Origin of the sequence: Flaviramulus basaltis, from assembly GCF_900114265.1 — a bacterium.
Classification (GTDB): domain Bacteria; phylum Bacteroidota; class Bacteroidia; order Flavobacteriales; family Flavobacteriaceae; genus Flaviramulus; species Flaviramulus basaltis.
Genome location: NZ_FPKV01000002.1, coordinates 489,200 through 502,635, shown reverse-complemented (window position 1 = coordinate 502,635; position 13,436 = coordinate 489,200). Strand labels below are relative to the sequence as shown.

Genomic DNA, 13,436 nt, shown 5'->3' with positions numbered 1-13,436 from the left:
ATATAAAGAAAGAAAAATTGTTATTTATTCAACAGAATTGATAATTACTGATAATTATTTAATAATTTTATTTTAATACCATCTTCTTCTAAAGAGACCTAAAAGAGCTTGTGGATCTACTGTGAATTTAAATCTAATTTTTTGTTCGTAATTCGTTTGTCCAATTTCCCAGCCAAGATTTGAGTATACAGGAAGGTATATTTCAAAGTAATCTGTTACTAAATTTATTCGTATACCAGAGTCATAAACAAATTTAGGCGTTTCAAACTTGTTTTTTAATAATCCTATATCGCCATATGCAAGTACATATTTCCAAAGTGTTGTACTCGTGTTAAAGGTTGTAATCCATTGATTTGCATATGGAGTTTCTAATTTTGATTTAAAACCACCTTCGGCATCTATGTATTGTTGGCTAAAAATACCAGTAGATTCAGAACGACCTAAATATGAGTAATCAAATAAATAATCGGTTGGTCTGTCTAATGCAAAACTAAAATAATTTGAAGTAGGATCTGAGTTGTTCTTTAAAAAGGTACCTGCAAATACACGTATGTTAAGCTGCCTGTTGCTTTCAAATAATTTTCTGTATTCGTAATTAAAAGAAAACTTGCTGAATTTTTCTCCTATTTGAAAGTCTGTATACCATTTGTTAAAATTGATAAGATTATCATTTGAATGAATATAACGTGCATTAAATATGCTATAATTTGGTTGATTATTAGTTAAAATATTATTGACATCTTCATCTCTTTTTATATCTATATATCTAAAAAGTAATGACTCACGTTTGTTTGAGCGAAAATCATCATCTTCTCTAAAGCTTAGCGTTAATGAAGGTGTAATTATTCTAACAAATAAATCCTCGGCGTATGACGTGTAACCGCCTACAATCCCATAATTTATAAAATAAAGATTACTGTTTTCTAAATAATGAGTTTTAGAAACTGATGCAGAACCTGTTAGAGATTTTGATTTAAGAGCGTATTGAGGCTCTATTTTATAATTAAAAAGTTTTCTTAAAACAGTTTTATTATAAGCTCTTAGTCCCAAAGTAAAACCGTCATAAATATTATTGAATTCTGCAATTGGCATAAAGAACACTTGATTGTAATTAGGGTCTTCAATGTCTTTAAAAAGCCTTAATTGTAAGGGTTTGTTGTTGAAAAAGAATCCTTTTAACGATTTCCAATTGTCTCTTGCATTAATTTCAGGAATTACACTATTATAATTTAAAACCAGTTTATTGGCATCATTTCTAGGAATCGTTAATGTTTTGCTATCACTTATATTTTCAACCCAGGTTTTCGATACAATACTATCGTTATTAAGGCTATATAGCGAAATAGGCATGCTATTATTTCGTTTGTTTTTTATAGTAACGGTAATTGAATCTTCAGTTTTTTTAACTTTTTTAATTTTGAAATCTATCTTTTTTCTTGTTTTTAAATAATCTTCAAAAAACCAATCAATATTCTTATTGGTTTTAGATTTAATATAGTTTTCAAATTTTTCTGTTGATGTTGGTTTTAACTTGTTTTCAATTAAAAATGTTTCAATACTATTTTCAACAATATCACTATTTACAAAATCATCTAAATATTTAAGTCCAATACCTGCTTTGTATTTATTAGCAATGTTTTTATTAAATTTTAACAAAGAATCCTTTTGCATTGTTAAAGGTTGATCTCTATTTGTTCGTGCCATAAGCATGAATGCTAACAAATATTTATCATTAAATTTCATGTCTGCTGCATGAAAGGATCGAACGCCCCAAAGATCTGAAATAGAACCCAAAAACTTCATATTTGGATAATGCTCATCAACATAATTCATTAAATAATAAATTTGAATACCATCCAGTAACCATTGTTCTTTTCTTGGATTGATTAAAAGTGTATTTTCTAAGTAATTATGTAATGCAATTTTTAAAAGTTTTAACTCATATTGAAAATTATCTGGATATGGTTGTATAAAACTTGGTAAAAAGTTTAAACCATAAATAGGATCTTTATCATAGTCAATTTGAGTAAGCAGAAGTTTTTTATGTGGATATTCGCCAAAATTATCAAAAATGAATTTTGTTATTTTTTCAGTAATTAAAACTTTATCAAGAACCTCTAGACCTTCATCATTTATATTTGAAATTAATGAAAAATGTTTATCCTGAATAGTTTTAAAATCTGAATTCTTTTTTAAGAATAATTTTGTGTTTATCCTATCTTTTCCTTCTAGCTTTACTATTTGCTTATCCTCTTTTTGTGATACGTTATTTATATCTAATTCTGAAGTTATTACATAACCATTAGGATACTCAATTTCTAAAGTAATATCTGCCTTTGGGATAAATAAATCGTCTAGATTTTTATTGCTATAATATTGCCATTCTCCATTATAAATCGCGGGTGTGATATACCAATATCTTAAATTATAATCTCCATTTTCTGTAATACCATAGTTTGTAAACTTTGCATTTGGAACTTGGACAATATATTCTAAGTGAATGGTGTAAGATTCATTTGGCTTTAAAGTCTCATTTAGTTCAACCTCAATAATATCTGATTGATTTTTAAGCCCTTTAAAAACTAAATCTTCGTTATTTTGTTTTATTGACGTTATTACTGAAAAGCCTCTATCTTCGCTTTTTGCTAAATGAAAATCATTTATATATTCATCGGCAATTCGAATTGCAAGAGGTGTTTTTTTTGTAGAAAAACTGTTAGCCCAATCGTTTAAGTAAATAGTTTTTAATTCGTCTTGCGAAGTATTTTGATACTCTATAGTTTGAGAAATTTTAATTTGTTTGTTCTCAATATCAAAAACGCCTTTTAAGTCAATTTTGTTTTGACTAAAGTTTTTAAAGCATATTAGTGCAAATAAAACAGAACTTAAAAGGCGGAATTTCAATTTATTATTTAAAACATTAAACGGTTAATAATTCATGTAAGGCGTTGCAATATAGTAAATACTAGATTAAATAATTGTAGTCAATTACTAGTACTCACTAGTATTAACGTAAAATTAAGACTATTGGTTTTACTAAAAGTTTGGACTTAAGCCAGATTCTTTATAAAAAGCCTCAAGTATGGCAATAACTTCATCTTCGGTATCTACTAAATGAACAAGATCTAAATCTTTAGTACTAATGCTAGCAAAAGAATCTAACAATGTTTTTTTTACCCAATCTATTAAGCCTTCCCAGAAATCTGTACCAACTAAAATAATTGGAAATTTTCCAATTTTATGTGTTTGTATAAGCGTAATAGCTTCAAAAAGTTCATCTAGAGTCCCAAAACCACCAGGCATAACTACAAAACCTTGAGAGTATTTTACAAACATGACTTTACGAACAAAAAAGTAATCAAAATCTAAGCTTTTGTCATGGTCTATATAAGGGTTGTCGTGCTGCTCAAAAGGTAATTCAATATTTAACCCAACAGAAGTTCCTCCACCTAAATGAGCACCTTTATTTCCAGCTTCCATAATTCCTGGTCCTCCACCCGTAATAACGCCATAACCAGCTTCAACAATTTTTTGAGCTATTTTTTCAGTAAGTTTATAATATTTATGATCTGGTTTTGTTCTTGCAGATCCAAAAATGGAAACACAAGGTCCAATTTTACTCATCTTTTCAAAACCACTTACAAATTCGCCCATAATTTTAAAAATGGCCCATGAATCGTTTGTTTTTATTTCATTCCAACCTTTATGGTGTTGCTCTTTTCTCATTTTAATAATAGTATATATTTATGTCTGCAAAATAATATTTATAAATTAGATTACTTAATTGTTGCTCATATAATTTATGAATCAAAAAATATAAATGGTTTTAAATAGCAAAAGGCAAATCTTAATAAGATTTGCCTTTATTATATAATTTAGTTATTTAAAATTAAAGTGGTTTTCTACCACTAATTATATTGTAAAGTATTACTATTATTGCAATGACTAAAAGGATGTGAATTAAACTATTTGTGCCTAATCCCGGAATAATACCAAGCATCCCAAGAAGCCAAGCTATAATACATATTACTGCTACTAACCATAAAATACTTTTCATAATGTTATAAATTTTTGGATTATATATCTAAAGATAGAAAAGTAAATGGTGCTTAACAAATTAAATATCAAATGAGATAATTTATTAATCTATTGAGTACATTGACGTTATGTGAATGATAAGCAGATTAATTATTTAAAGCTCCTTTTTAAGAAACTTAGCAGTGTAGCTTTTTTTATGTTTTGAAACTTCCTCTGGAGTGCCTTCAACAATAATTTTTCCGCCACCTTTTCCGCCTTCATATCCAATATCAATAATATGGTCAACGGTTTTAATAACGTCTAAATTATGCTCTATGATAAGCACTGTATTTCCTTTGTTAGCAAGTTTGTTTAAAACAATCATAAGTACACGAATATCTTCAAAATGTAAACCCGTAGTAGGTTCATCTAAAATATAAAAGGTATTTCCTGTATCTCTTTTAGAAAGTTCTGTAGCGAGTTTTATACGTTGTGCCTCACCACCAGAAAGTGTTGTGCTTTGTTGACCTAAAGTAATATAGCCTAAACCAACATCTTTAATGGTTTTTAACTTTTTATGAATTTTAGGAATATGTTCAAAAAACTCTACAGCTTCATTCATAGTCATGTTTAGAACATCACTAATATTTTTTCCTTTGTAACGAATTTCTAAGGTTTCACGATTAAAACGTTTTCCTTGACAGGTTTCACATTCCACATAAACATCTGGAAGAAAATTCATTTCAATAACTCGTAAACCACCACCTTGACAAGTTTCACAACGTCCGCCTTTTACATTAAAACTAAATCTACCTGCTTTATAACCACGAATCATAGCTTCAGGTATTTTTGCGAAAAGCGCTCTTACTTCACTAAATGTACCTGTATAAGTTGCAGGATTACTGCGTGGTGTTCTTCCAATAGGCGATTGATTGATGTCAATAACTTTATCAATGTGCTCTAAGCCTTTTATGCTTTTGTAAGGCATTGGTTTTTTTACGCCATTAAAATAATAAGCATTTAAAATAGGATAGAGTGTTTCGTTAATTAAAGTTGATTTTCCGCTACCAGAAACACCTGTAACCCCAATCATTTTTCCTAAAGGAAATTTAACGGATACATTTTTTAAATTATTACCTGTACATCCTTTAAGTTCTAAAAATTTGCCATTGCCTTCGCGACGTTTTTTAGGAACTTCAATTTGCTTATTACCGTTTAAATAATCGGCAGTAAGTGTATTATGTGTTTTTAATTCTTCAGGTGTACCTATGCTAATAATTTCACCACCATATTTTCCGGCTTTTGGGCCAATATCTATAACATAATCGGCACGTTCAATCATGTCTTTATCATGCTCAACAACAATAACAGAGTTACCAATATCACGAAGTGATACTAATGAGTTTATAAGTTTTTCGTTATCTCTCTGATGCAATCCAATACTAGGTTCATCTAAAATATATAAAACGCCAACCAATTGCGATCCAATTTGAGTAGCTAGACGAATACGTTGTGCTTCTCCACCAGAAAGGGTTTTTGAACCTCGATTTAATGCTAAATAATCTAAACCAACATCAAGTAAAAACTGTAATCTTGATTTGATTTCTTTAACAACTTCTTCAGCAATTTTTAATTGTTTGTCTGAAAGATGATTGTTTAAATCGCTAAACCATTTTGCTAATTCAGAAATATGTGTGTTTGCAAGTTCAGCTATATTCTTATTGTTTATTTTGAAATAAAGCGATTCTTTTTTTAAACGAGAACCTTCGCAAACAGGACAAGTCACTTTGTCCATGTAGTCTTTGGCCCAACGTTTTAAAGATGTGGATTCGGCAGTTTTGTATTGGTTATCTATAAAATTTGCAACACCTTCAAAGTCTATTTTATAATCACGTGTAACTCCTAAAGTTTTACTTTCGACTGAAAATTTTTCGTTTCCACCATACAAAATCATTTGTTTAGCATCTTGAGGTATATCTTTATAGGCATCGGTTAATTTAAAATTAAAACGTTGTGCAATTGTTTCAAACTGCTTAAAAATCCAACTGTTTTTTTCTGGACCATGAGGTGCTAATGCACCTGCTTTTATAGAAAGTTTATCGTCTGGAATAATTTTATTTTCGTTAACCTGATATAAGGTGCCAATACCATTACAATTGTCGCAAGCGCCTTTTGGGGAATTGAATGAAAAGTTATTTGGTTCTGGATTTGGGTATGAAATTCCGCTTGTAGGGCACATTAAATTTCTACTAAAATAACGTGTTTCTTGCGTGTCTTGATCTATTACTAAAAGCACATCTTCACCATGATACATAGCTGTATTTATGGTTTCAGTTAGGCGTTTATCATTATCAACCGAGTCATCAATTTTTAAACGATCAATTACAATTTCAATATCATGATTTTTGTAACGATCTAATTTCATGCCTTTAGCAATATCCCGAATTTCACCATCAGTTCTCACTTTTACAAAACCTTGTTTCGCAATTTGCTCAAATAACTCACGATAATGCCCTTTTCTAGAACGTACAACAGGTGCTAAAATATTAATACGCTTTCCTTTAAAATCACTTATGATGAGTTCTTTTATTTGTTCATCACTATAACTCACCATTTTTTCGCCTGTATTGTAACTGTATGCATCACTGGCACGTGCAAAAAGTAAGCGTAAAAAGTCGTAAATTTCTGTAATTGTACCAACTGTAGAGCGTGGCGATTTGCTAGTTGTTTTTTGTTCAATAGCAATTACAGGAGAAAGCCCATCAATTTTATCAACATCAGGACGTTCTAAGCCTCCTAAAAATTGTCTAGCATATGCCGAAAAAGTTTCAATGTAACGACGTTGTCCTTCGGCATAAATAGTGTCAAAAGCTAGAGATGATTTTCCACTTCCAGACAGACCTGTAATAACAACAAGTTTCTCACGAGGAATTGATACATCAATATTTTTAAGATTGTGTACTCGCGCTCCTTTTACTTCAATAAAATCATCAAATTGGCTCATAAATTGGCAAAGTTGCGAAGTTACGTTTTTTGAGATTAAAAATGAAGTGAGTTTTATTAGAGTTTTTTATAATAAATAAGAATTTATTTAATCCCTTTAATACCATCAATTTCTAAACCTAAAACCATAAGTTTATGGAATGTTGGTAATTGTGCGCCGCTTTCTGTGGTAGTCCAATCGCTCCAAGATGCTTCTAAGCCATCAATAGGTAAAATAGAAGCCCATATTTTAAATGCTATTGGCTTGCCTTTATCATCAAGTAACCATAAATAAGAATCTCCAGGTGTAGAACCACCAGAAGTATAAGTAACTAATAAAGCCTCTTCGTTATTTTCTGTTTTAACTAGTCTGCGTTCAACACCTTTGTCAAAAACTTTATAAGGTGCCACTAGCCAGAAGGAATCGTTATTAAAATAGGTTATGGCTTTGTCTATTAATCCTGGTGCCATATCGCTTTCATTCTTAAAACTGTGAATGTAAACGGTGCTTTTTGATAAATTATCTAAGTTTAAAATTACTTTATAATCTTTCCAATAAACATCGCAGGTATTTTTTTCTTTATCCCAACTATAATGGTGTCTCTTTTTAAATGTCCACTCAATAATCGAGGTGTTTTTAAAAGCTTCATAATTTAAGGCATCCAACATTTTATGAGCTAAGGCATCAGCTTTTTCTCCTTGAATACCTGTGGGTAACTCTTCATTATATTTAAAAAATAAAAAACCAAAAAGTATTAAACTAGGAAGGGTGAAAAATATAATTACCCCAGTTACTATTTTAAATATTTTTTTTGATTTAATAGCCATAAAACATCACGCAAATTATGTATAAAGTTCGCTAAATTATTAAATACTATTGTTTTAGAAAAAGAAAAATATTAAAAACCGACAGCAGTATCATCACCTCGACGATCTGCACCACCCTCATACGATTTGTCATCTAAAACAAGTATTCCATCGACTTTACCTATAACAGGAGCATCTTTTTCGTTTATGATATAACCAAGTTTCTTAAGTTCGTCTATTATAGATTGATCAAATGCATTTGGTTCCATTCGTATTTCGTCTGGTAACCATTGATGATGAAAACGAGGTGCATTAACAGCTTCTTGCATGGTCATGTTGAACTTATGAACATTTAAAATAGTTTGCATTACAGAAGTTATTATTGTTGATCCTCCTGGAGTTCCTAAGGTCATGTAAAGCTTTCCATTTTTCTCAATAATAGTTGGTGTCATAGAACTTAACATACGTTTTTGAGGTAAAATGCTATTTGCTTCAGCTCCAATTAATCCGTAAACATTTGGTTCTCCTGGTTTGCTAGAAAAATCATCCATTTCATTGTTTAAAAAGAAGCCAAGTTCAGAACAATATAACTTAGAGCCAAAACCACTATTTAAGGTTGTGGTTACTGCAATAGCATTTCCGAATGGATCTACAATAGAATAATGTGTGGTTTCGTCACTTTCAATTATTTGAACTTCACCATGTGAAACAGACAATGAGGGCGTTGCTTTTTCAAAAGAGAAATTAGCCATTCTATTTTTTAAGTATGCATCACTTATCAATTTATTTTGAGGAACTTTTACAAAATCTGGGTCGCCTAAATAAAAACTCCTGTCTGCATAAGCCCTACGTTCTGCTTCTGTAATGACTTGTATGGCTTTTACGGAATTATGTCCAAAATTTTCTAAATTGAAAGGTTCAATTTGTTTTAAAATTTGGGCTAATGCAATGCCACCGCTAGAAGGAGGAGACATTGATGTAATTGTTAATCCATCATATTTAAAAGTTATTGGTGTGCGCCATATTGCTTCGTAATTTGCCAAATCTTCTTCTGTAATTATACCTCCATTTTCCTGAATAAATTGTGCTAGTTTTTTTGCAGTTTCACCTTTATAAAATTCATCACGACCGTTTTCTAAAATCTTTTTTAAAGTATTAGCAAGGTTTGGATATTTTATGGTATCGTTTACTTTCCAATTTTTAGTAAAAAGAATGGTGTCTTTGTTGGCGAGTTTAAAATCTACTTGCTTTTCGGCAATTCTTAATGCTTGTTTCTTTGTTACAATAACACCTTTATTAGCTAGCGCTATTACAGGTTCTAAAATGGTTTCTATAGGGAGAGTTCCGAATTTTTTATGAACTTCAAAAACACCAGCAATAGTTCCTGGAATACCAACAGCCATGGCGCCTCTAGTACTTAAATTAGGAATAACATTACCTAAAGAATCTAAATACATGTTTTTTGTTGCTGCTTCGGGTGCTTTTTCTCTATAGTCTATAGCACCTGTTTCACCATTATTTAAACGGTAAACCATAAATCCTCCTCCTCCAATATTTCCCGCGTAAGGATAGGAAACAGCTAACGCTAACTCGGTTGCAACCATAGCATCAAAAACGTTTCCGCCTTGCTTCATAATATCGCTTCCTATTTTTGAAGCTTCTTCTCGAGCAGAAACTACCATAGCATTTTTAGTTATTAATCCGTTTGTTTTATTGTTTTTATTTTTACAAGACCAAATTGCTAGTAATAAGAGTGTTATTAGAATTTTTTTCATAAATAAGATTGTTGAATTTCTGTTAGTTTTGTGTTTGAAAAAGTAATCAATTCATTAAAAAAGAGTGTGAACTCATTCTCAAATTCTTTATAAAATTCTTCTAGTTCATTCACGGCTTCATGCATTCCAGAGCGGTTTTTAGTTCGTCTATTGACACCTTCTAAAACCCTTGAAATTCCATCAATAGAAGCATAACTTAATAACCAATTATCAGTCATCATATAAGGTATCATTTTTTGAATACGTAATGGTAATATCTCAAAATGTTCTTCTAAAGAATTATAAAAATGATTAACATATTCATCTAATGGAACATGGCTATAAATACTCCAGTTTTTAGCGAGAAAATGATCATATAAAATATCTACAATAACTCCAGAATAATGACCATATTTTTCATGTAAGCGTTTGGTGCTCTGCCTTACCGTTTTATGAGCATCAGTAAATGTGTCTATTTGTCTGTGTAGTAATATGCCAATTTGAATGTCTTTTTGGTGCTTTTTATAACTTTTTCCTTTAATACCATCGGCAATAAAATTACCAATAGTAACCAAGTCATTTTCGCCAGATAAATAAATATGTGCTAAGTAATTCATTTTTGAAATTTACGAATTCCGTTTTAAGAAAACCGATTTTGAAATACTATATTTGTTTTTTAATTTTTTAAAATTCACTATGACACTTATAAAATCTATTTCAGGAATTAGAGGAACCATTGGCGGGAAAGTTGGTGAGAATTTAACCCCAATTGATGCTGTAAAATTCGCAGCAGCTTATGGAATTTGGTTAAAACAACAACGAGAAAAAGAATACCATAAAGTAGTGGTTGGAAGGGATGCACGTATTTCTGGACAGATGATACAAAATTTGGTTATGAATACACTTATAGGTTTAGGAATTCATGTTGTTGATGTTGGATTATCTACAACGCCAACCGTAGAAGTAGCAGTGCCTTTAGAACATGCAGATGGTGGTATTATTTTAACGGCAAGTCATAATCCAAAACAATGGAATGCTTTAAAATTATTGAATGCTAAAGGTGAGTTTTTAGATGCTGTAGAAGGTGCCAAAATTTTAGAGATCGCAGAAAGTGATGATATGAATTTTGCTGAAGTAGATAACCTTGGTAAAATAACAAAAAATAAAGCCTACATAGATTTGCATATTATTGAGGTTTTAGATTTAGATCTTGTTAATGTAACGGCTATAGAAGAAGCGCGTTTTAAAGTAGTGGTTGATGGTGTAAATTCTACAGGAGGAATTGCTATTCCTTTGCTTTTAGAGCGTTTAGGAGTAGATGTAATTAAATTGTATTGTGAACCAAACGGACATTTTCCACACAATCCAGAACCACTTAAAGAACATTTAACAGATTTATCTGAAGCCGTGAAAAAGCATAAAGCCGATTTTGGTATTGTGGTAGATCCAGATGTAGATCGTTTAGCATTTGTGGATGAAAATGGTGATATGTTTGGTGAAGAATATACATTGGTAGCATGTGCAGATTATGTGTTGGGTATAACGCCTGGTAATACGGTTAGCAATATGAGTTCTACAAGAGCTTTACGAGATGTTACCGAAAAACATGGAGGTACTTATGAAGCTAGTGCAGTAGGTGAAGTGAATGTGGTTAAACTAATGAAGAAAAATAAAGTAGTTATTGGTGGCGAAGGTAATGGTGGTATTATTTATCCGGAGTCGCATTACGGACGTGATGCACTAGTTGGTGTTGCTTTGTTTTTAAGTTTGTTAGCTGATAAAACGATGAGTGTTAGCCAGCTTAGAAAAACCTATCCTAATTACTTTATGAGTAAAAAGAAGATTGAATTAACGCCAAGTTTAGATGTTGATGGCATTTTAAAAGAAATAGAAAGTCGATACAAAAACGAGCAATTAACTACAATTGATGGGGTTAAAATTGACTTTGCAGAAAGTTGGGTACACTTGCGTAAAAGTAACACCGAACCGATAATTAGAATTTATACCGAAGCAAAATCGCAAGAAGAAGCTGATGGGTTGGCAGATAAATTTATTGAAGAAATTGGAAATATAGCTAAAAGCTAAAGTAACGAAACATTAAAGTAATAGTTAAGCAATCTATGATAATTTAGTATTGCTTAACTATTTTTTTTAATATGCTTCCAACGTTTATGTGTCCAAAAATAATATTCAGGAGCTTCGTAAATTTGTTTTTCAACTTCACGTAAAAACATATCGGTTATATCGTAGTTTTTGTGATCTTTCGGGTTTTCAGCAAGTGTCATAATTTCACCTTCATAAAAACCACGCTTTATTTTAGTTACTTTTAAATAAGCAACGGAAAGATTTAATTTTTTTGCTAAACGTTCAGCACCAGTAAAACAAGGAGTTTCAATTCCCATAAAATTACCCCAATAAACCTCTTTGGTTAGCCTAGGAGATTGATCACTTATAAAAGCTGTAATACTCTTTTCTCCTTTTGCTTCATATTTATTAATTTCACTTATAGCTTCTTTTGTGCTAATTAATTTAGTATTAAATTTAGAACGAATATCTCTGGCTAATTTATCAAAATGTTTGTTTGCGAGTTTTTTATAAATCCCTAATCCCTTAATGTTTATATGGTTCTGTATTGCTATAGACCATTCCCAACTAGCATAATGTGCATACATTAAAATGATGCTTTTATTTAAGGATTCTAAACGTTTAAGTTCTTCAGGGTTTTTAAGTTTAAAACGCTTATCTAATGATGCTTTAGAAATTGTCATAGTCTTTGCCATTTCTAAAAACATATCACATAAATGTTTGTAGAATTTTTTTTGAATACTAGTTATTTCTTTTTCAGTCTTATCAGGAAAAACAAGCTTTAAATTACTAGTAACCACCTTTTTTCTGTAGCCAATAATATGGTAAAGTAAAATGTAAACCCCATCAGAAAACAGGTATAACAATCTAAAAGGTAATATAGAAATAATCCATAAAAAAGGATAAACAAGAATATAAATTAGAAATTGCATTAATTAATTTTAGATTTGTAGTGGCAAATATATGTTAATTTCATTTTAAACGTTTACACCGCATGGGCAAATTAGACTTAATAACCATTATTATAATAGCAGCAAATGTTATCATATCTTATAAAGGATTTGGTGATTATAGTTTTTTCGATAAATACAAGTTTCATGTAGGAGGTGTACAACGGGGTGAAAAGATAAGAATGTTTAGTTCTGGTTTTTTACATGTTGATATGCAGCATCTTTTGTTTAATATGATAACGCTTTATTTTTTTTCAGGTCAAGTTATTTATGAAGTAGGTACCACAGGTTTTTTATTAATATATGTAGGAAGTTTATTTGTGGGTAATTTATTATCACTTTATTTTCACAAAAGGGAATATCATTATAGTGCTGTGGGAGCTAGTGGAGCTGTTATGGGTGTGATTTACTCAGCTATATTATTTGACCCTTGGATGGAAATTAATTTCTTTATACCTGGATTTGTTTTTGGAATAGGGTATTTATTGTATTCTATTTACGGTATGAAAAACAAAATAGGAAACATTGGTCATGACGCGCATTTTGGTGGTGCTATTGGTGGTTACTTAATTACTTTAATACTTTCTCCATGGCTATTTGAAACTAATTTATTAATGATTGGTTTATTAGCAATTCCCATTATTTTATTATTTGCTTTGAGGAAATTTGGGAAGATGTAATATCTTAAAATAACATCTCAATTTTAATAATTGGCATAGCTATTGAAATTATGTAAGTGTTGAATATGTAGATTTTTATTTAAGTCTCTGGTATTCAATATTTTAAATTTTTGTTAATTAAATGAAATAAATGATCGATTTTGTTTTAATGACAGATTGAC

10 protein-coding genes are annotated in these 13,436 nt (G+C 30.5%); 2 read left to right on the top strand and 8 right to left on the bottom strand.

The window, feature by feature from the left end; genetic code table 11:
* Window positions 1-72 precede the first annotated feature (72 nt).
* The 7 genes from BT151_RS08835 to BT151_RS08810 form a co-directional block, all read right to left on the bottom strand.
* The gene (locus tag BT151_RS08835) at window positions 73-2,904 is read right to left on the bottom strand and encodes a gluzincin family metallopeptidase (RefSeq protein WP_072401434.1); all 2,832 of its coding nucleotides are present in this window, start codon (window positions 2,902-2,904) and stop codon (window positions 73-75) included.
* A 132-nt stretch (window positions 2,905-3,036) separates the two neighbouring features.
* On the bottom strand, window positions 3,037-3,726 hold the full coding sequence (locus BT151_RS08830; RefSeq protein ID WP_072401433.1) for an LOG family protein: 690 nt from the start codon (window positions 3,724-3,726) through the stop codon (window positions 3,037-3,039).
* 163 nt (window positions 3,727-3,889) lie between these two features.
* Window positions 3,890-4,057, bottom strand: a complete 168-nt coding sequence (locus BT151_RS18470; RefSeq protein ID WP_143144279.1) for a lmo0937 family membrane protein — start codon at window positions 4,055-4,057, stop codon at window positions 3,890-3,892.
* Between the two features lie 135 nt (window positions 4,058-4,192).
* Window positions 4,193-7,021, bottom strand: a complete 2,829-nt coding sequence (gene uvrA / locus BT151_RS08825) for an excinuclease ABC subunit UvrA (RefSeq protein ID WP_072401432.1) — start codon at window positions 7,019-7,021, stop codon at window positions 4,193-4,195.
* A gap of 83 nt (window positions 7,022-7,104) precedes the next feature.
* Window positions 7,105-7,827, bottom strand: coding sequence for a hypothetical protein (locus tag BT151_RS08820; RefSeq protein ID WP_072401431.1), 723 nt, complete (start codon window positions 7,825-7,827; stop codon window positions 7,105-7,107).
* A gap of 71 nt (window positions 7,828-7,898) precedes the next feature.
* On the bottom strand, window positions 7,899-9,581 hold the full coding sequence (gene ggt / locus BT151_RS08815) for a gamma-glutamyltransferase (protein WP_072401430.1): 1,683 nt from the start codon (window positions 9,579-9,581) through the stop codon (window positions 7,899-7,901).
* Window positions 9,578-10,177 (bottom strand): acyl carrier protein phosphodiesterase, encoded by a 600-nt coding sequence (locus BT151_RS08810; RefSeq protein ID WP_072401429.1) that lies wholly within the window; start codon window positions 10,175-10,177, stop codon window positions 9,578-9,580. Before BT151_RS08810 ends, ggt begins: the two co-directional genes overlap by 4 nt.
* Before the next feature lie 79 nt (window positions 10,178-10,256).
* On the opposite strand from BT151_RS08810, the gene glmM reads away from it, so the two are divergent.
* A complete protein-coding gene (gene glmM / locus BT151_RS08805; protein ID WP_072401428.1) occupies window positions 10,257-11,645 on the top strand; it encodes a phosphoglucosamine mutase in 1,389 nt (462 codons plus the stop codon).
* Between the two features lie 53 nt (window positions 11,646-11,698).
* Here the strand turns inward: glmM and BT151_RS08800 are convergent, their stop codons facing one another.
* Window positions 11,699-12,577, bottom strand: a complete 879-nt coding sequence (locus BT151_RS08800) for a lysophospholipid acyltransferase family protein (protein ID WP_072401427.1) — start codon at window positions 12,575-12,577, stop codon at window positions 11,699-11,701.
* 62 nt (window positions 12,578-12,639) lie between these two features.
* Here BT151_RS08800 and BT151_RS08795 point away from each other — a divergent pair, with 62 nt between their 5' ends.
* Window positions 12,640-13,275, top strand: coding sequence for a rhomboid family intramembrane serine protease (locus BT151_RS08795; protein ID WP_072401426.1), 636 nt, complete (start codon window positions 12,640-12,642; stop codon window positions 13,273-13,275).
* Window positions 13,276-13,436: the final 161 nt, after the last annotated feature.

Excerpts from the sequence above, each read along its gene's own strand:
- BT151_RS08830 (WP_072401433.1), bottom strand. The coding sequence starts at position 3,726 with ATGAGAAAAGAGCAACACCATAAAGGTTGGAATGAAATAAAAACAAAC.
- BT151_RS18470 (WP_143144279.1), bottom strand. The coding sequence starts at position 4,057 with ATGAAAAGTATTTTATGGTTAGTAGCAGTAATATGTATTATAGCTTGG.
- uvrA (WP_072401432.1), bottom strand. The coding sequence starts at position 7,021 with ATGAGCCAATTTGATGATTTTATTGAAGTAAAAGGAGCGCGAGTACAC.
- BT151_RS08820 (WP_072401431.1), bottom strand. The coding sequence starts at position 7,827 with ATGGCTATTAAATCAAAAAAAATATTTAAAATAGTAACTGGGGTAATT.
- ggt (WP_072401430.1), bottom strand. The coding sequence starts at position 9,581 with ATGAAAAAAATTCTAATAACACTCTTATTACTAGCAATTTGGTCTTGT.
- BT151_RS08810 (WP_072401429.1), bottom strand. The coding sequence starts at position 10,177 with ATGAATTACTTAGCACATATTTATTTATCTGGCGAAAATGACTTGGTT.
- glmM (WP_072401428.1), top strand. The coding sequence starts at position 10,257 with ATGACACTTATAAAATCTATTTCAGGAATTAGAGGAACCATTGGCGGG.
- BT151_RS08800 (WP_072401427.1), bottom strand. The coding sequence starts at position 12,577 with ATGCAATTTCTAATTTATATTCTTGTTTATCCTTTTTTATGGATTATT.
- BT151_RS08795 (WP_072401426.1), top strand. The coding sequence starts at position 12,640 with ATGGGCAAATTAGACTTAATAACCATTATTATAATAGCAGCAAATGTT.